Origin of the sequence: Mesorhizobium sp. M4B.F.Ca.ET.089.01.1.1 (assembly GCF_004022605.1) — a bacterium.
GTDB classification, from domain to species: Bacteria; Pseudomonadota; Alphaproteobacteria; order Rhizobiales; family Rhizobiaceae; genus Mesorhizobium; species Mesorhizobium abyssinicae.
In genome coordinates this window covers 1-18,466 of the sequence record NZ_RZOS01000077.1, presented here as the reverse complement: position 1 = coordinate 18,466, position 18,466 = coordinate 1, and the positions used below count along the sequence as shown (strand labels likewise).

Annotated in this window: 16 protein-coding genes and 4 pseudogenes; 8 read left to right on the top strand and 12 right to left on the bottom strand. The window is 58.7% G+C overall.

The genetic code is table 11. From position 1 onward, the window contains the following. Positions 1 to 676: 676 nt before the first annotated feature. The 3 genes and pseudogenes from EN780_RS10615 (at position 677) to EN780_RS38780 (ending at position 5,490) form a co-directional block, all read left to right on the top strand. The gene (locus tag EN780_RS10615; RefSeq protein ID WP_082826570.1) at positions 677 to 4,210 is read left to right on the top strand and encodes an autotransporter domain-containing protein; all 3,534 of its coding nucleotides are present in this window, start codon (positions 677 to 679) and stop codon (positions 4,208 to 4,210) included. Positions 4,211 to 4,453: 243 nt separating this feature from the next. Then, positions 4,454 to 5,137: pseudogene (locus EN780_RS40565) on the top strand (integrase); the annotation flags it as partial. A gap of 116 nt (positions 5,138 to 5,253) precedes the next feature. After that, positions 5,254 to 5,490 carry a hypothetical protein gene (locus tag EN780_RS38780; protein ID WP_063169293.1) on the top strand — a complete coding sequence of 79 codons (237 nt, stop codon included), beginning with the start codon at positions 5,254 to 5,256 and terminating at the stop codon, positions 5,488 to 5,490. Positions 5,491 to 5,651: 161 nt separating this feature from the next. Here EN780_RS38780 and EN780_RS10600 read toward each other — a convergent pair. Further along, positions 5,652 to 5,852: pseudogene (locus EN780_RS10600) on the bottom strand (SMC-Scp complex subunit ScpB); the annotation flags it as partial. Between the two features lie 93 nt (positions 5,853 to 5,945). Next, positions 5,946 to 6,206, bottom strand: coding sequence for a hypothetical protein (locus tag EN780_RS10595; protein ID WP_095769041.1), 261 nt, complete (start codon positions 6,204 to 6,206; stop codon positions 5,946 to 5,948). Positions 6,207 to 6,423: 217 nt separating this feature from the next. Between EN780_RS10595 and EN780_RS10590 the strand changes: the two genes are divergently transcribed. Both EN780_RS10590 and EN780_RS10585 read left to right on the top strand, forming a co-directional pair. Beyond that, the gene (locus EN780_RS10590; protein ID WP_126080676.1) at positions 6,424 to 8,586 is read left to right on the top strand and encodes a prolyl oligopeptidase family serine peptidase; all 2,163 of its coding nucleotides are present in this window, start codon (positions 6,424 to 6,426) and stop codon (positions 8,584 to 8,586) included. 38 nt (positions 8,587 to 8,624) lie between these two features. Further along, the gene (locus tag EN780_RS10585; RefSeq protein WP_063169295.1) at positions 8,625 to 9,323 is read left to right on the top strand and encodes an OmpW family protein; all 699 of its coding nucleotides are present in this window, start codon (positions 8,625 to 8,627) and stop codon (positions 9,321 to 9,323) included. Between the two features lie 307 nt (positions 9,324 to 9,630). On the opposite strand, the gene EN780_RS41350 is transcribed toward EN780_RS10585, so the two are convergent. The 9 genes and pseudogenes from EN780_RS41350 to EN780_RS10545 form a co-directional block, all read right to left on the bottom strand. Further along, positions 9,631 to 9,759 (bottom strand): hypothetical protein, encoded by a 129-nt coding sequence (locus tag EN780_RS41350; protein ID WP_263485462.1) that lies wholly within the window; start codon positions 9,757 to 9,759, stop codon positions 9,631 to 9,633. A 216-nt stretch (positions 9,760 to 9,975) separates the two neighbouring features. Then, the gene (locus EN780_RS40560) at positions 9,976 to 10,635 is read right to left on the bottom strand and encodes a hypothetical protein (protein ID WP_063169296.1); all 660 of its coding nucleotides are present in this window, start codon (positions 10,633 to 10,635) and stop codon (positions 9,976 to 9,978) included. Between the two features lie 101 nt (positions 10,636 to 10,736). Beyond that, positions 10,737 to 11,392 (bottom strand): annotated as a pseudogene (locus tag EN780_RS10570) (IS630 family transposase); the annotation flags it as partial. A 68-nt stretch (positions 11,393 to 11,460) separates the two neighbouring features. After that, positions 11,461 to 11,695 (bottom strand): annotated as a pseudogene (locus tag EN780_RS10565) (aldehyde dehydrogenase family protein); the annotation flags it as partial. 308 nt (positions 11,696 to 12,003) lie between these two features. Next, complete coding sequence (locus EN780_RS41345) at positions 12,004 to 12,252, bottom strand: aminotransferase class III-fold pyridoxal phosphate-dependent enzyme (protein WP_063169297.1); 249 nt, start codon at positions 12,250 to 12,252, stop codon at positions 12,004 to 12,006. Next, the gene (locus EN780_RS41340; protein ID WP_263485461.1) at positions 12,213 to 12,440 is read right to left on the bottom strand and encodes an aminotransferase class III-fold pyridoxal phosphate-dependent enzyme; all 228 of its coding nucleotides are present in this window, start codon (positions 12,438 to 12,440) and stop codon (positions 12,213 to 12,215) included. The genes EN780_RS41345 and EN780_RS41340 overlap by 40 nt, the downstream gene beginning before the upstream one ends. A 221-nt stretch (positions 12,441 to 12,661) precedes the next feature. Next, positions 12,662 to 14,644, bottom strand: a complete 1,983-nt coding sequence (locus EN780_RS10555) for an argininosuccinate synthase-related protein (RefSeq protein ID WP_063169298.1) — start codon at positions 14,642 to 14,644, stop codon at positions 12,662 to 12,664. After that, positions 14,641 to 15,558: a DMT family transporter gene (locus EN780_RS10550; RefSeq protein ID WP_245479914.1), complete on the bottom strand. Its 918-nt coding sequence runs from the start codon at positions 15,556 to 15,558 to the stop codon at positions 14,641 to 14,643. Before EN780_RS10550 ends, EN780_RS10555 begins: the two co-directional genes overlap by 4 nt. A 684-nt stretch (positions 15,559 to 16,242) precedes the next feature. Further along, positions 16,243 to 16,461 (bottom strand): helix-turn-helix transcriptional regulator, encoded by a 219-nt coding sequence (locus tag EN780_RS10545; RefSeq protein ID WP_029354714.1) that lies wholly within the window; start codon positions 16,459 to 16,461, stop codon positions 16,243 to 16,245. Between the two features lie 109 nt (positions 16,462 to 16,570). Here EN780_RS10545 and EN780_RS10540 point away from each other — a divergent pair, with 109 nt between their 5' ends. Further along, on the top strand, positions 16,571 to 16,837 hold the full coding sequence (locus tag EN780_RS10540) for a DUF2285 domain-containing protein (RefSeq protein WP_063169299.1): 267 nt from the start codon (positions 16,571 to 16,573) through the stop codon (positions 16,835 to 16,837). A gap of 438 nt (positions 16,838 to 17,275) precedes the next feature. Here the strand turns inward: EN780_RS10540 and EN780_RS10535 are convergent, their stop codons facing one another. Beyond that, a complete protein-coding gene (locus EN780_RS10535) occupies positions 17,276 to 17,509 on the bottom strand; it encodes a helix-turn-helix transcriptional regulator (protein ID WP_082826573.1) in 234 nt (77 codons plus the stop codon). Positions 17,510 to 17,624: 115 nt separating this feature from the next. Between EN780_RS10535 and EN780_RS10530 the strand changes: the two genes are divergently transcribed. Both EN780_RS10530 and EN780_RS10525 read left to right on the top strand, forming a co-directional pair. Then, positions 17,625 to 17,906, top strand: coding sequence for a DUF2285 domain-containing protein (locus EN780_RS10530; protein ID WP_063169301.1), 282 nt, complete (start codon positions 17,625 to 17,627; stop codon positions 17,904 to 17,906). Positions 17,907 to 18,344: 438 nt separating this feature from the next. Next, a partial coding sequence (locus tag EN780_RS10525; RefSeq protein WP_245474027.1) for a leucine zipper domain-containing protein occupies positions 18,345 to 18,466 on the top strand: 122 nt, incomplete at its 3' end.

The following is an 18,466-nucleotide window of genomic DNA, read 5'->3' as shown; positions in this document are numbered from 1 at the left end:
ATCTGCAACACCTCGCGCTTCTCCTTGACGTTGCTATAGAGATCGTAGATTTCGCCAATGTCTCCGGTGCGGGCTCACAGCCCGTCCATATAGCCGCCAGTCTGCTGCCTTCGAGTGGCCCATGTTGGCCGCGGCCAGGAAGTGGCGACGATTGAAAGGACAAAATCAGTTGCCGAAACTCATCGCAGGTGACGGTCTGGTGGCAATTTGGGCACATCTTGTGTCTCGTCGCCAGTAAACACGGATGCCCGGCAGGAGCTGAGCTCGCTGCCGGCGGAAATCGTAGAGCGCCAGCGACGCATTCTGATCTTTCGTCAGGCAGTCGACCGCCTTGGCATACGCCTCGGCCTCCATCTCGATCGACCTGAACCGGTATCTTGTGCGCCATCCGGACGATCTGGGAAAGCTTGGCCGGGCCGGCGCCTTCCCAGGCGCACGGGAAGCGCGACGACCCATGTGGACCTTGGATTTCACTCCGCACTTACGCTGCTTTGGCCTTGTCAGCAGCCTGAGCATAAAGCGTGCTCAGCTTTCAGGCCGAGCACTCATCCATTGTTGACAGCACCTGTCGTCATTCAGGATCGCCCCATTCTCGCAGGCCGCTTGCAGCTTTCAGGCTGTTGTCAGCCAGGGCCGCCATAAAGGGTCTCGTTAAACAATTCAGGAGGCCGTTCCAATGAACAATCAGTTTGCGAGACTTTTTCGAGGACCAGGTATGCAGGCTTGTTTCAGGACAAAGAACTTTCTGGCGGCAACCACCGCGATGACGACGGTATTCCTGCCGGCTGTGTCTCTCGGGGTGGGTCTGGTAGCATTTCCAACTGGAGAAGCGTTGGCCGACGACCCGATTTCGATCCCGCTGGAGTATGTCGGGGAAGGCCATGACCGCCTGGGCATCTGGGCCAAGATCAACAATGGCAACGCGCAGCGATACGTATTCGACACGGGCTCGGACCAGCTCAACACGCAGATCGGGTCAGAGGTGACCGGGGTCCGCCCGATTGCCGACACGCCTTACGTATATACGTACGGGGACGGAACGTATGGTAATAAGCTTCAGAACGTGGAAATTGATAAATTTACATATGTCGATCCAGATCAAAAGATAACAATCGACGGGCCGTCTGTAAGCGATAAGAAATACCGGGCTGCTCGCATTCTCGATTTTGTCTATACCCATGCGTATTGCAAGGACAACAATCTTAAGTGCACGCCGGGATCCGTGACGGATGGACTTAAAGATATGTATGGTCAGGATCTCCAAGAACCTTATCACGCCGATAAGGAGCAGCGGGCGAAAATGACCGCTGGCAAGATGGCAGACGAAGGCGGCGATTTCGCAGGTACATTCGGGGCCGGCGATTTTCTTGGCAAGACAAGTGTCTGGGGCATGATGGGCAGTGTCACCAGGTCTGGCTACGTGGTCTCCGCCAATGTGAATCCGGATTCCGAGAGCGACCAAACGCCTGGCTGTTCCCCCTGCACGATTGTCAACCTCAATCCAAGCCTCCGGGCCCAATATACTAATGCCATGCCATGGGGAGAACCCGAGGAAAAAGATCAGGATTCTTATCAGAATTTTCCTGGCTCTGGCGCCAATGCCTCGACCGAATACGAAGGCAGCTACAATCTGCAGTACACGGTTAAGGATGGAGCCCCACCAATCACCGACCCCAACAAGACCGCGGTATTGCTCGACACCGGCACACCGGGCGGTGGCAGTCTGGAGATCAGTGATGCGATGCTGAAGCAATTTCAGGATGCGGGCGTCAAACTTAAAAATGTTCGGAGAAATGAGCAACGCGAGATCGTAAGCGCATCGGGCAACATCCCGAGCGTTACAATCGCAGGAACGGATGGCGATCCGGTAAGGCTGGACAATATCGACTTCACCTACACCAGCGGCACGACGGAACAACCCAATGACCAGACCAGTTTTGTTGCCGGTCTTGACTTCTTCAAAAACAGATCGGTCATTTTCGATCTGGAGAAGAAGTATACCGCTTATACGTCACATTTCGTCACTGCCAGCAACTTCTCTACCGATTCATCCGCACCCGAAGGGACCGGTCTGAGCAGGATCACGACGAGCATGGGGAATGAGGGCGGGTTCGGCATAGCGGGTGTCGTCTCCGGCTCCGGATCGCTGACGCTTGATACAAAGACGGTGGTCCGGATGACGAATGTCAACACCTACACCGGCGAGACGAATATTGCTCAGGATGCCTATCTCTCGCTTGCGGGGCTCGGCAACATCCAACGGTCAGCGAAAGTCGTTGCAGACGGCACGTTCGATATCTCCGAACATGGAAATGGCAGCGACTATTGGGGAATCTCCGACGCCTACAACGATGCCCGTATTCGTAGCCTGAGTGGCAGCGGAACGGTCGAACTGGGCAAGCGTACCCTGGTGCTAACGGATTCGAACGACACGTTCGCCGGCAGCATCAACGACCTCGACGTTGATAACAATAATATGGGCGGCAAACTATTCGTTGCCGGTGGCGTGCAAACGCTGAGCGGAAAGAACAATTTTTCCGGCATGACGACGGTCGGTTCCGGCGCGGGATTGCTGCTTGCCGATACAGGTGTGCTTTCCCATGATGCGACCACGTCCGGCTTTCTCGGGAATGACGGGCAGATCGGGGGCACGGCTATCGCAAACAGCGGCGGTGTCGTCGCAGGCGGCGGCACCTACGGTGCGGTCACCATTTCCGAGGGCGGCACGGTCGCTCCTGGCAGTGCGACCGATCCGAGCAGGATCGTCACCACACTGACTGTCACGGGCGATTTCGCGCAGCAGTCCGGATCGATCTATCAGGTCGACCTCGCAAGGTCGTCCGATCTCATCGATGTTGGCGGAGCAGCGGCGATCGACAGCGGCGCGCAGATCGAGCTGCTGCGGCAGGGAACGCTATCGGTCGATGCCCGATATACTCTGCTCTCCGCAGCAGGCGGCGTAAGCGGCACCTATGGCGGGCTGACGGGGGCTCTGGCGACAGACGCGACGCCCTTCGTCGATTTCCAGCTCGTCTACGATGCCAACAATGTCTATCTCGATATCAGCCGCACATCGACGGCGTTTGCCGATGTAGCCAGCACCTTCAATCAACGCTCGGTCGCCGCAGCGGCTCAGGCGCTTGGAAGCGGTAATCCGATCCAGGACAACATCCTGTTCCTGACGGCGCCGGAAGCCCGCAACGCTTTCGATATGCTATCAGGCGAGGTTCATGCTTCCATTCATAGCGGCCTCATCGAGGACAGTCATTCTGTACGCGATGCCGCGAGCGAACGGATCCGTGCGGCGTTCGACGGCGTCGGTGCCTCCAGCGTTCCGGTGATGACTTATGGGCTGGGTGGTCTGGAACTGGCCCCGGCAACGAGTGAGAATTTCGCCGTATGGGGCCGTGGCTTCGGCGCCTGGGGTCATCTCGACAGCGACGGCAATGCCGCCGGTCTCGATCACTCGACAGGCGGCTTTCTGGCTGGCGGTGACGCGGCTGTCGGCGAAAGCTGGCGGCTCGGCCTCATCAGCGGCTACAGCCATACCTCCTTGGAGGCGGACGATCGCGCGTCGTCGGGCTCGAGCGAGAATTACCATCTCGGTCTTTTTGCCGGCACGCAGAACGGCAATCTCGGTTTTCGTTCCGGCCTTGCCTATACCTGGCACAGCATCGAGACCGGCAGGTCCGTGGTCTTTCCAGGCTTCGCCGACAGCCTTTCGGCCGATTACGACGCCGGCACGTTCCAGGCCTTTGGCGAGCTCGGCTACCGTATCAATACGGCTTCGGCTTCCTTCGAGCCCTACGCTAATCTCGCTTATGTGAATTTTGACGCCGATGGCTTCACCGAGAATGGCGGCGCAGCCGCCTTGTCGAGCGGGGATCGCTCGAGCGACACGGCGTTTACCACGCTAGGTCTGCGTGCGTCGACGGTACTGACCCTCGGCACCGTGACTGCTACCGCGCGCGGCGGTCTTGGCTGGCGCCACGCCTTCGGCGACGTCAGGCCGGATACCGCTCTTGCCTTTGCTGGCGGTTCCTCCTTCGCCATCAAGGGCGTGCCGATCGCAAAGAACGCAGCTCTGCTCGAAGCTGGGCTTGACGTAAACATCACCGAGAACGCGACGTTCGGCATCGCCTATCAGGGACAGATCGCCTCGGATGCCCAGACACACGGGTTCAGCGCCAAGCTCGGCGTCCGTTTCTAAATCACCCGCAAAAGAGATTGGTTATGAAGTCAGTGAGTGCATTTTCTTTTACCGTCGTTCTCGGCTCAGCGACGGTGATGTCTGTGTCCGCCGCGCGAACGGACGATGCCTGCTACAACAAGGCACAAAGCCTATGATGACGCAATGTTCAATCGACGACCTGAAGCCAGTCGATGGCGAGCTTGACAAGCTCTACAAGGAGATGGAGACCCGGCTCAAAGAGTCCCGGCGCATGTCCAGGAACTGGTCGAGACCGCGAGGGGCTACAACGCCACCTCGGAGAACACGCGCGACGCCTACCCCAAGGATTGGCGGCATTTTTCCTCCTGGTGCCGGCGCGCTGGCTTCGATCCCCTGCCTCCGGGCTCGAAGGTGATCAGGCTCAATATCAGCGCCTGTGCCTCGGGCACCGCCGCCGGCGATCCGAAGCGTGGCGCCCCTGCCCTTTAGTTTGCGACCATCGAGCGGCGGCTTTCCGGCCTCGCCTGGAACTTTACCCAGCGCGGCCGGCCGTTGGACCGCGCGGAGCGGCATATCTATAAGGTTCTTGCCGGCATTCGCCGCAAGCACGCAAAGCCACCGCGGCAGAAAGAGGCGGTCCTGGCGACGATCTGCTGGCGATGATCGCCACGCTCGGCCACGACCTCAGGGCCTGCGCGACCGCGCTATTTTGCTCCTGGGCTGTGGCGGCGGCCTGCGGCGCTCCGAGATCGTCGGTCTCGACGTCATGCGCGACGACAACAGCGATGGCGCCAGCTGGATCGAGATTTTTGACGGCAAGGGCTGCTGGTCACCCTGCGCGGCAAGACCGGCTGGCGCGAGGTCGAGGTCGGCCGCGGCTCCAGCGACCACACCTACCCCGTAGTCGCGCTCGAGAGCTGGATCCGCTTTGGCCGCATCGCACGTGGACCCCTGTTCCGCCGCATCTTGTCGATCAGGTCGATATAATACGAAAAAGCCGCCGCCATTCGGGACGGGCGTCGGCTATCATGTCCAGCCATTATGCGGCGAGCGGATAGCTTTCGCCGGACCAGGCAGAGAACTTGGCGGCAAAAGCCTTCATCTCGTCGACCGCGAATGTGGTGCGCGGTTGCGAACTCGACTTGCTGGGCGAGAGGGACCTCGCCGAGAAAGGCGCTGACATGAGCGGGATGCTGCTTGGCCAAATCGAGATCCGCAAAGCAATCGGCCAGCGCCGCGTCGTCCAGCTGTACGCTGCAGGGCGCGTTCACGTCGTCAAGACGGATGCCAAATGCTTGCTCATAATGGCCGCAAGGTAATCGTTTCGGGTCGGAGACACAAGTTGCCGCCTCCTTCGCCGTAGAGTGGCCCGATACAATCACGATCGATATTGCCACCTCTTATCGATAGTGATCGCATAGTTCCCTGATTCGACTCTCAACCGCTCATATCAAGCGATTACTTCCATGTATCTGCTGCGCTAGCCCGTCCTGGCCTTGGAGTGTCGCTCCTCACCTCCTCCACCACTCACCAGCCCGATGGGAGTATCGCCCGCCAGCAGCTTCTCCTTGCTGAGCAGCGCGGCAACCTCAATCGCCTCGAAATCGGGCAAATCCCGCAGTGTGTCGAGGCCGAAGTGCAACAGGAAGGTCTTGGTCGTGACGTAGGTGTAAGGCGTGCCAAATTCAGCGGGCAGGCAGACGTTGACCCACAACAATCAAGGGGACGGTGCAGGCCAAGATTGCGGCAGGGCTTGGGCCCCCCACCCTTCTCCTCAGAACTCCGCTGCTTCCAGCTGGCGGCTGAAACTCACAGGCGCAGCCAGCTTGGTCTCTAACAGCATCGATCGCATCATGGTGTCTGCCATGAATCCGTGTGCGTGAAGCGCTCCAGAGCGAAGATGTTGGGCGTCAACCAGGTTCACTCCAATGAGCTTCACTTCTCGAGTTCTGCACAGTGTCCACGACTGGCGCCGGAGGTTGATCCGGTGATTAGGAGGAGCACTCGTTGTCGGATTCTCGACGATGTCGGACATGTGACACAACGCTTCCAGAGCGATCGCATTGTTCCGAAACGATTTTCCCAGTTGGCACGAAGGTTGCGGCCCTATGCGCAAAAGCACTGCGATGCCGCACCGACTGGAAGAACTCATCAATGATCACGCTTTTCGAACATGTGGGCGCCGCTACCGACACTGAGCGTTCCCGAGCCGACGGAAGCCTCTATCCCTTCTTTCTGAAGGCTGTCCGGACATGAACGCATTTGATGTCCGTCCAACGCTTGATGCTCCCGACGACGATCCCTATGTCTGGCTTGAAGATGTAGAGGGCGAGCGGGCACTTGCCTGGGCCGCCGGCCAATCGGCAAGGACTCTGAAGCACTTCGGTGGAACGCAGTTCGAGCGCGACCGCGCGGCTCTGACAGCCATTTTCGACAATCGCGACAATCTTCCCCTGATCGCGCGCCGTAGTCAGTACCTCTACAATTACTGGCGAGATGACGGTAATCCACGCGGACTGTGGCGCCGGACCACCCTTGCCGCCTACATGAAGGCGGATCCCCAATGGGAGCTACTGCTCGATCTGGATGCTCTCGCGGCTAGCGACGGAGAGGACTGGATCTGGGACGGCGCGTCCATCGAGCCGGAGAGACGGGAAAGAGCCGTTCTGCGCCTGTCGCGCGGCGGCAGCGACGCGGTCGTGCATCGCGAATTCGACCTGATTTCTCTGAGCTTTGTCGCCGACGGCTTCAACCTCCCCGAGGCCAAAGGCTACGTTAATTGGCTGGACCCTGACACGCTTCTGCTTTCCAGTGCGCTTGGTAATGGCATGGCCACCCGCTCCGGCTATGCGCGCACAGTTCGACTGTGGAAGCGTGACGCGGATCCCCTCACCACGCCGGCAATCTTCGAGGCCGGGTTCGAAAGCTTCCAAGTGTCTGGTCATTCGGACCGCACCGGCCGCAGCGAGCGCCTTTGGTTCATCGAGCAGCCGGCCTTCTTCGAGAAGATCAGCTGGATCGGCGATAGGAGCGGGCCGAGGAGGCAGATCGATCTTCCTCGCGACGCGTCGTGGCGGGTCTTCGGCGACTGGCTGGCGGTAAGGCCGCGCAAGCCCTGGACGGTGGGAGGCACCACCCATCCCGCCGACGCGCTGATCGTCATCTCGCTTTCCACTTTCCTCGCCGGCGGACGCCTTTTTGAGACCCTGTTTCAACCAGGGGAAAGGCGCTCCATGCAGTCATTCTTCTGGAATGACGGGAAGCTCATTATCTCTTACCTCGTCAATCTCGCACCGCGTTTCGAGATGTTCACTCCCGGCCACCAGGAATGGACGCGCCGAGTCCTGAACACCCTGCCCGCCGAAGGTACTGTCGACGTCTGGTCATTCGATGCGGCAGTTCACGAGACCAATGGAGAGGTCCTGATCTGTGCTCAGGATCCGATCACGCCGCCGCAGCTCTTGCTGTTCGATCTGAATGCCGCGCCGTCTCTCAGCGCTTCAGCAATCCTGAAGCGCAGCCCGGAGAATTTCGATGCATCCGGACTGGTGGTCACGCGCCACGAGGCAGTCTCTATCGATCATGAGCTGATCCCCTATACGCAGGTTGGTCCGGCGAACGGGAACGGAGATGCTCCGATTCACCTTTCCGCTTATGGCGGGTTCGGCGTATCATTCCTGCCCTACTACAACTCCCCGCTGGGCAAGCTGTGGCTCGAGCGCGGCGGCACGTGTGTCGAGGCGAACATCCGCGGCGGCGGCGAGTTCGGCACCCGCTGGCACGAAGCCGGGCGCAGGGAGGGCAAGCGTCTCGCCCACGACGATTTCGCCGCCGTTGCCTCCGACCTCGTGCGAAGGGGCATCACCCTGCCGAGGCGGATTGCCGCCGAGGGTGGCTCAAATGGCGGCCTGCTGATCGCAAACATGCTGACCCGCTATCCTGAGCATTTCGGGGCTCTGTTCTGCACAGCACCGCTTATCGACATGCGTCGCTACACCAAGCTCTTGGCGGGCGCGAGCTGGATCGACGAATATGGCGATCCGGACAAGGTTCACGATTGGGCTTTCCTGAAGGAAATCTCCGCCTATCACGCCGCAGCGCCGGGACAGCCCTATCCGCCTATCCTGATCGCCACCACGAAACGCGACGACCGCGTCCATCCGGGCCATGCGCGCAAGATGGCCGCAAAACTGCAGGCTCTTGGCTATCCCGCTTACTTCTACGAGGCCAGCGCAGGCGGGCACGGCTGCGGCGAGGACAATCGGGAGCAAGCCGCATTCATCAGTCTAGGCACCAATTTTCTCCGCAGCGCAATCGGCTTCAACGATCACCCTCCGGAGACGGCGGAACGCGTTGCAACGCAAGAGGGGCATTTGAGGTCCATCAACAATTCATTCGAGCAGGAGACGAAATAGTGCAGTGCATCCTTTCTGAACATCAAGGAGTGAATCTCATGGCGAGAACGCGAATGGGCGTAGCGCGGGCAACAGCAGCGGCGGTGGCCCTGATCATGGTGGGACAGCAGGCCGTCGCCGCGGAGCCTGCGCAAGCAGAGACCGTCCTGGCGGAGACGGGAGCCTCGGTCACCGAAGCGCCAATCCCTTGGCAGGTCCGCCTGCGGGCGTTGGGCGTCGTTACGAAAGATCTGGGCTACGTTGATACGCTTCCCGGCTCCGGTCTTTCGTATTCGGACACGGTGACGCCGGAACTCGATATCTCGTATTTCTTCACCGACAACATCGCCGCCGAACTCATACTCGGTACCACTTATGCCAACATCGCGGGCCAAGGGACGATCGGAGGGTTGGGCAACATCGGCAAAGTTTGGCTGCTGCCGCCGACACTCACGTTGCAGTACCATTTTACCGATCTCGGCGCGTTCAAGCCTTATGTCGGCGCCGGCGTGAACTACACGATCTTCTACAACCAGGACACTGGCAGCGCTGATGCTCTCAAGGTGAAGAACACGTTCGGCACGGCGCTGCAGGTCGGATTCGACTACATGGTGGACCAGCACTGGGGCCTCAACTTCGACGTGAAGAAGCTTTTCCTGAAGCCGGACTTCGACGTCACGGTGACCGGCGCGAAGCTGACGGGGAAGGCGGAGCTCGATCCCTGGCTGATAGGCGCAGGTGTCACCTACCGCTTTTGAATATCAGAGTGAAGTCTGCTTCCCGACTGCCGGTTTAAATGAAGGGCGCCTCGCGCGCCCTTTTTTACGGTCGACACTGCAGCGCAAGACCTCATGAAGCTATTGTCGGGCGGGGTTCTCTTCCGGCGGACCAAGAAGATGCACTGGCCAACCGGCCTTGCGCCTGAGGTGGAGTGCTTAGAAGCGCTTTGGATCGGGACGGGCTTTGGTATTGTGGGTGGAATGCTTCAGCCAGACCATTTGCCAGCATCGTCTCCCGGACGTCATGTGTGAGCTTCTTTGTCAGCGCAAGGCGAACACGGATCTCCTAGCAGGCCGTTGAAGAAGTGTCCCGTTTGGCCTTGAGGATTGCCTCGTCGCCGTTGTGATAGAAGGTGATGTCGATGGAGCCGTCGTCGAGCAGTTCAGCATGGCCGTCGCCTGTGACCTCGTCCATTTCGTCGAATCCGACCCATGTGAAGAAGACCGTCGACGGGCCGTAGCCGAGTTCGAGGGTTAGATGAGCCAAACGCCAGTGGGGCGTCCTGGGGACGACGCGCGCGAGATTCTGGTCGTGGTGGCCAGCCCAATACGATGTGAGAAGTTGCTGCCGGTGCGGGTACCGGAGGTCGCCGATAGTGACAGCCGATGTTCGACAGCGGCAAGGACATGCTCAGCCGTCAACGCGCCGAGGGCTTGGCCGGGAATGGTGGTGATGGAACCAATCCAGAAAGCGGCGGCTGCCCAGGAGAACGCCTTCGCGGGACTTTGACTCCAGTCCGCACACCCTGCTCAGATAGTCCGAAAAAGAGGTCAGAAGCGGAGCATCCGGATTATTATCTACACTGGGAACAGAAGCATGGAAGCGTTCTGGAGCCACTCGCCGCGCGTTTACCAGTGCCGACACTGCTCCAAGCTGACTATCTGCCATGACCACCTGCCGAACGTAGTCCGTTGATGCCACCGGTACCCTTCGCGGTCTGCTCCAGCGGGAAGATCGGGTCTGATCGACCCTGCTGACCTGTGCGGCGGCCTCTCTCGCTAGGGCGTCCCCCTTCCTGTCGTCCTCCTCCGCCGCTTTCGGCTGCTTTCGGCCCGCCGCCCTCGCCAAGGCGTCGTAGTCGGTAAGCGCGTCCTCCGTCTCCTTTAGGGGCTTCATCGCGTGACTAGAGTTTAGCGCGTGTTTGTAGGCGGCGGACCGAATGGTCGTCGAAATGCCACTCAGCGCCACCGCAAGATGCCCTAGGGCTTCCGCCTCATGATCTGACAGCGGCACGTCACGATTAGAGCCGATTGCCCTGCCTTCTTCCAGTTTCACAATGTTTGTAGTCATTTCCTGCTCCATCGCGTTGACTGAGATACGATGGAGACGGAAGTGGAGAACAAATTTTTACAAGCAACTAAGATGATATTCTCGTCAACGGGACAATAGTGGACGTTGAGGGCGGCGAACAGGGTGGTGGTGCCGTTGCGCTTGTAGTCGTGCCTCATCGTACCGAGCCGCCCCTTCTTCATCGGCAGGCCGGGTGGGTGCGGTCGAGCGCCGGATCTGGCTCTTTTCATCGACCGACAGAACGATGGCATGGGCCGGCGCATCGAGATAGAGGCCGACGACGGCGCGCAACTTGTCGACGAACTTCGGATCATTGGAGAGCTTGAACCTGGCGCCAGCGGTGGGGTGCGAGACCATGCGCCTTCCAGATGCGCCTGACGGCGCTGGCGCTGATTGCGGCGGCTTGCGCCATCATGTCGGCGGTCCAGTGGGTCCTCTCGCCCGGCGGATCGGCAAGCGTCAGTGCCACGACGCGCTCGCCGACATCGGGACCGAGCGGCGGAATGCGCCACTGTCGCGTCTTGTCGCGCAGCAGCCCGTCACAGCCTTCCGCGGCAAAGCGCTCCTGCCAGCGCCAGACGTCGGTCTTCGACTTGCCGATGCGGCGCATGACCTCGCCGGTGCCGACGCCGTCGGCGGGCAAAAGCACTATCTCGGCGCGCCAGACATGCTTTTGCGGGGCGTTGCGATCCCTGATCAGCGCCGTCAGACGGACGCGATCGGCCGACGAAACGGTGAACGATCTTCCTGTGCGCATGCGCCAGACTCGCACGCGCAGGCCAGAAAGGGAATCTCTGATTGGACTCCTATGTCAGGCGGGAACCACTAGACGCCGAGACCGCCGATGCAGACATGTTTGGTGTCGAGATAATCCACGATGCCCTGGAGGCCGCCTTCCTTGCCGAGGCCCGATTCCTTGACGCCGCGGAACGGCACCTCCGGCGTGGTGATCAGGCCTTCATTGACGCCGGTACTTCAGTCCTTCCATCACGCGGAAGGCGCGACCGAGATCGCCGGTGTAGAAGTAGGCCGCGAGGCCGAACTCGGTGTCGTTGGCGAGCGGCGTGCCCGACCTGAGACATGGGTGACGTTTTGTACCGGACACGGATGAAGTGCACCCCTCGGGTGAGCGTTTGCTCGATAATATCCACTGAAGTGAAGCAGTCGGTCTTAATGCTGGAACTCATGCCACCCGACCGACCCGGGAATTCGCAGCAGCGGCGCCGTCGAGTGCAGAACGAATGCCGTCAACCAAGGGGTCGATCTCGCTTTCGGTGATTATATAGGGCGGACAGATTCCAAGCACGTCTCCCATATTGCGGATCATGACGCCGTGCTCGCGGCACCGCCGCTCGACATCGCCGATCCTCAGCTCGGGCGCGAAGACGCGACGGGCGCACGATCCTCGACGATCTGAACCCCCGCGATGAAGCCGCGGCCGCGGGCTTCACCGACAAGCGGATGGTCGCCGAGCGCGTCCGCGAGGGCTCCATGCAAGTGATCGCCGAGACGACGCGCCTGGGTCACGAAATCGATCTCGCTGTAGATCCTGATCGCCTCGGCGGCGACGGCCGCTATCACCGGATGACCGGAGTAGGTGAAACCGTGACCGAACACGCCGACCTTGTGGGCCTCGTCAGCGGCGCATTGATAAATCTTGTCGAGATAATGACGCCGCCAATGGGCAGGTGACCGGATGAAAGCCCCCCGGCGATCGAGAGCATGTCCGGTTCCATCCCAAATGTCTGGCTACCAAACCAGTTCCCGGTGCCTCCGAAGCCGCAGACCACCTCGTCGGACAGCATGAGGATAATTTCTCACTTTCTTGCGAAGATCGGGGGTGTCCACGGTCATTCGTATTACGCGAGATCCGCGAGGCCAAAAACCATCATACCAGAGAGGCGAAACTGCTATCTAGGTGTTTAGATGCAAGAAATTAATCCTGCATTGTTCCCGCACCAGGAACACCCGAGAGGATACCAAGCAGTATTGAACCTTGTTGAAAATGCTCTCGGCGCGCTGGGCGTTATAATTTCTCGAAGGCGATCACAAGGACGTCGCGATAAGCGTACGGCATTTTCAGGTTTTCGGCCACAATCGACGATACATCGTGAAAGGTTTCGCGGTCGTTGCAGATCACAAAATCATTCGGGGAGTTCATTTCGACCTCGCCGAGGAACTCCTTTGAGGCGTCGGTGATCATGCTCATGCCGCCGGTGACGTTGACCCGCCCAATCATATAGCAAGCAATGAAGTCCACCCCGTCCTGGTGAAGGCCCTCGGGTGCCGGTTTGCCATTTACACCATCGCGCGCGACAATCCGGTAGGGATGGATCTTGATATTCCAACGATCATGTCGGGCGGCTTCACATAGAATTCTGCAGAAACCTGTCAGAATCTTTTCTAAGACGGGATGGTCTATAAAGGAGTTTTCAAGGGGCTCGAAGTGGCGCTTGAAGCCGCCATTCAGATGATTGACACTTTTTGATTGTTCGTAGGGGGCGTGGGGTAGGAGCCTAAAGATTCCGTCAGTCGCGTCATATTCAAAAGCGCTATAGCGCCGGTAACGATATGTTCCGCCGTCACGCATGTATTCATCGAGAAGAAGTCGATTCCAATGGTCAGCAAAGTTCTTCCAGGCTGCATCAATTTCGATGCCAAAGCAGGCTTCGGCGCGCTCGCCTTTTGAAAACCACCATCCATTTGTCACCAGACCGTCAGTGCATTGTTGACTGAGGTTGGCCGGCGCCTGGGGTGCGTTGTTTTCCACGGGTGTCTCCCTTTTGGTGACTTGGCGAGGACGGAACGCTTTGGACAACGCTATGTGGGTTGCGGCTTGGTATTCCCAAAGGTCGCGGTCCCTAATGTATCTCGGCGTCCTGGCTCGGATCGACCGAGGTAAAAAGCGTGTGTGATCGACTATGTAGCTGACGCTCCCGCTAACGCCCTCGAGGGCGGATGCAATGGCCCGTTCGCACATCTGGTGAATAGTACTGCCCCATGCACCTGAAACCGCCTCTTGGGACCAGGCTTGCTCAAGCCCTTGCTTCAAAACGATTGATGCCACGTCAAGAGAAGCGGTTTCGAGGTGACGCAGCGCGTCGAAGATAATGGCCGCGGCAGGGGCCTCGCGGACTTCGAGAACCTTTTGGCCGGTTGTGATGTGTTCAAGCCCGACAAAGCGGCCGTGCCCGAATTTGCCGACCGTGTTATTCAGGAACGGGATTGCGTCGACCAATGCAACATCACGGTCATCAATTGACACGAGACTTCCGTCTGCAAACCCGAGTTTGATCTCTACCGGCTGCTCTGCGGGAATGTGGCGCGTCCAAGCAAATGCCTCCTCGGGGATGGAAAAGTTCTCGGGATCTTCCAAAGGCCCCGACTCGAATTCCCGACACCAGAGGTTTTCGTCCGCGCTCCACGTGCGGTCCGCCACAAAAGTCGCTCCACACTTGGACAGGTCGGAGGTCTTCTGTTGTCGGGATATCACAGAGCATTCATACGGACTGCCGAAGTTGCCGGAAAATCCTGAGCGCTTAATGCTATTGTTAAGGCGCGGAAGACTGTTTTGAGAAAGGTTTGCTGTATGAAGAACCAGCCGTGAGTTGATTGACCTAGCATGATTAACAACCAAAGATGCGATTATGGGACGGCTCAACGAACTGCTCAACGGATAGATGCCAAGGTACTTGGCGTGGGCTCGAATGGCTGATTTCACGCCTTGTTCGACAAAGGCATCCCGCCCTTCGAGGCAGACAAAGCGCGCGCCGAACATGGCTGCCGTCCGTTCCAACAAAGGCTGATCGATGCGCGTTCCGACATCCGCTGCGACAGCTTCAATGTTCGCAAAGCCAAGGCTTTGCAGCTTGTAGAGAAGATAGGTGCTGTCGAGACCGCCGCTGAACATGGTTGCAACTGGTGCGGTTCGGTCCGGAAAAGCCTCCAGATCTTCAAAACTCGAAATGCCGCCGATGGCGGGTTTGGTGGAAGCCAAGATGGGGTTCATTTGGATGTCCTGCTCTCAAACCAGATGCCAGCAAACGTCGCAGCGAGGACGAGGCCTGCGCCTATCAAGCTCGGTACTGTCAAAGGCTCATTCAGAAGAAGGTGCGCTAGAACGAAACCAAAAAAAGGTTCTGTTCCCATCAAGAAGCCAACCCGTGTCGGTGTGGATTTTCTCACTGCGGCATTTTGAATGTAGAATGCAGCGAGGGTGCAGAAGAGTGCAAGGAAGGCAACAGCGCCCCAAAACTGAAGGGTGGCCCTCACAACAAGGCCTGAAATTCCGAACTGAGCGACGGCCAAAACGAAAGTAAGTGTTGCCACCGTCGATCCTTGGATGGCCGTCAGGGCTGCAGATGAAATCTGCCGGCCGGCCAGAAGGCGTTTGGTGGAAACGACCATAACCGCTCGCAGAATCGCGGCCCCCAAGACAAGCGCGTCACCCGGGCTGAACCTGCTGATCCCGCCAGTGAGAATGCCGACACCGATGCACGCTATGGCAGCACTTGCCAAAATGCCCGTAGGTGGAAGTCGCCGTGATAGCCCATAGTCGATGCTCGGCGTGAAAATCACACAAAGCGATATGATCAAGGCCGTGTTCATTGCGCTTGTCGATGCAACGCCGTAAGTTTCAGCAATAAAGATGCAAAAAAGTATTGTTCCCAATGCGAAGCCGCGGATGAAATCGCCCCAGGAGACCAATGCGATCTCATGTCTTGCAGCCACTGCCGTAATGATCGTAGTAATCAGGAAGCGATAAAGAACAAGTATCGAAACCGGCGCGTAGAACAGTGCGCCTTTCCCGACCGGATAGCTCGCCCCCCAAACGAATGCGACTCCCAGCAAGGCTAGATCCACCGAGAAAGATGGCGTCCGTGTTTTCCTGACAGGTATTGGAGAACTTTCGAAAACGTCCACCTTCAAAGTTTCCTTTGTGTTAGCCATCCACCCCTGCTGCGAGGGTCAAACAGATCAGGTCGTTCAGCCTCTTGGGCGATCCGTGCCGCGGCGTACTTGTTTTTGGTAACGCAAGTGCCGTGCCGATTCGGAAAACCATTGCTAGACAACAACCTGGTCGCCTTGATAGTTCGGCGGTTCATGTCCATTGTTGTCAGAATGCCGACAATGACTTCAACTGCAGGGATCCTACCGGCAGGGCCTCAAGGCGAACACGCGGCTCCAAGATGCCGACACGATGGCTGGTTCAGCCATGCTTCGACAGTTGCCTGTTTTTTCAGTTCCTTTGCTGTTCGTGCGCTAACCGCAACGCTCCATACTAGTCTCGCGTGGCTGTCCCCGTGGGGTGGGCGGCAGAAAGCGATTAGGCCCGCTGAAAGAGGCGAACCGCATCCGAAGGATCGTAACCAAGAGAAGGACCTGAAGCGAGAGCGAAGGTTGCGGGAGGCCGCGGCGGGCCTAAAAGGCAATGCCGACCGCCCCAGGAAAGGCTGACAAAAACCGCAGCGGCCGACTGTCCAATAGGGTGCGCCGGGCCAGGGCGAGCCAAATGGCAGGGGCTGCCGGGGGACCCTAAGAAAAGCCTGGGTTCACGAGCACCCGGCGCGCGCCATCAGGCGGCCAGCTACTTGGAGGGCGGGTGTATCATGCCTGTTTGTCGGGCCGAACCAGATCCATGTGGCTGACGCCGAGGGCCAATGCCAGTTCATAGATCGTGATAATTGTCGGATTTCTTCGGCCTTTCTCCAAGCCGCTGATGTACTGCTGACTGAACCCGGAAATCTCCGCAAGCTGCTCCTGCGTCAGGCGCTTCCTTTGCCTGATCCTCTGCACATTCCGTCCGACCAACTTGCGCATATCCATGCACGCAAGCCAGCGGATCAGGCGGCTTGAGTTTATCAACTATAATATGTAATCCACATTTAGCAGGCACAGGGCTTCGCGGGTCCATTGGCCGGAGATAGAATTAGCGATGTTGCAGCCCAGATCGAACACGCCGTTCGCCGACGAGGTCCCCTGGTCGGACCGCATTACAGCCTACGACAAGGACCACTTTACAACCTATATGAGGCTCCTGGACGCCTCGGCCGACAACGCCACTGAAGAGGAAATGGCCAAAGTGATCCTCGGCATTGATCCGGCACGCGAACCTGAGCGCGCACGCAACGTTCTTCGCAGTCATCTCGACCGTGCAAACTGGGTGGTGACGAGCGGCTACAAGGATTTGTTCGCCAGTTGACGAAATGGGCGGTGCGGTCGCTTCGCTTCAAGCAACGAAGTCGCGCAACCGCCATGCATCGACGTATCACCACAGCGCGGATGGCCCAGCGCTTCGCTGTCTCATCATTTTGTCCTCCGCTCGCCAATGGCTGCTTCCCAGGAATGGGTGCGGCGGCGAATCATGACAGGAACGGGTCCGCCGTCTGAGCCGCACCGCATCCGAAGGGCCGGATGGACAACCTACTGAAAGCTCACAGCTGGCTAAGGGTTGCGGGACGCCGCGGCGGGCCTAGAAGGATGCGGCGCCACCTGCTGAGAAAGGCACAAAACAGAGCGAATTGCGAGAGTCTAACGACGCGCTAGGAGGCGCAGCGGAATGGTCGAGACGCCAGAGCCAAGAAAAGCGGGGCTCGACCCACCGGCACACGGCACGCGCGGTGATGGGCGCGGGCGCCCACTACGTGCGCAGGCTCAACAGAATCTCACACGGATCAGCATCGAGGGCCGCAGTTACGTCGAGAAACTCAATGACATCGAGACGCCGTTCGCCACCCTCATATTTCGCCACGAAAGATTGCGGACGACCAAGCTTCTCAGCCACCTGCGCCTGCGTCAGCCCTTTGACATTGCGCAGTGAGATCAACTGGGCCAGAAACCGCTGGTGGCGGGGAGATCGAAGAGATTTGGGCATTTAGGTGAACCGGCAGGTAGAGACCGGCTCAGCGACTAATCCCCGTTTCGGATTATCCCATTTTGGGATATTCTGCCTTGGATCCAGCGATCAACATGCGAGGTTCGCGGCAGACATGAATCAATCAACGGGAACAGATAGGACTCAAAGCTCAACACTGCTCGACGAAGTCCCTTGGTCTGACCGTCTTACCGCCTACGACAGGGCGCACTTTACCATCTATATGAGGCTCCTGGACGCCTCAGCCGATGAGGCGCCCGAAGAGGAAATGGCCCAACTGATCCTCGGCATTGATCCGGCACTTGAACCGGAGCGCGCCAGGAAGGCGCTTCGTAGTCATCTCGACCGTGCGAACTGGATGGTGACGAGCGGCTACAAGGAATTGTTCGCCAGCTGACAAATTCGCAGTGCTCGGTCATAGAAGCGTTCCTGTGCCATTGGTCAGGCTGATCGGGGCCTGCACCACAGACGCGCCGGCAAAATGGACCCGGTGGCGAGCACAATTCAGTTCCCAGGAAATCGGGGTTTGGCAACTGTCCGAGCGTCTGACGTGATAGAAGGTTCCGCTCTGTCTGGATGGGTATTAGCCCGGAGCAGCACTCCATATCGTACCGGCGCTCGACGAAGGGTCCACCTCTTCGCTTTCAAGCCGCATAACCGATAGCCATCGCCCTAAGTCAAGGGTTAGAGATTACCGGCAGGCAGGTATGCAAGCGGGCCATCCTCGGAAACTATATAACCGCACGACTAGCTGTGAGCTTTCGGGAGGTTGTCCATTCGGACCGGACCGGGGAGACTGGAGTTACCAAGCTTCAGCACTCACCGGAGGGTCCGAATGAACATCCATAAGAATGCCCGTCTCACACCGCTGCGTCGAGAGGAGATGGCGCTGTCGGTGATAGAAGGCGCTTTCTCCAAAGCCCATGCGGCGCGTGTCTACGGCGTGTCGGCCAAGAT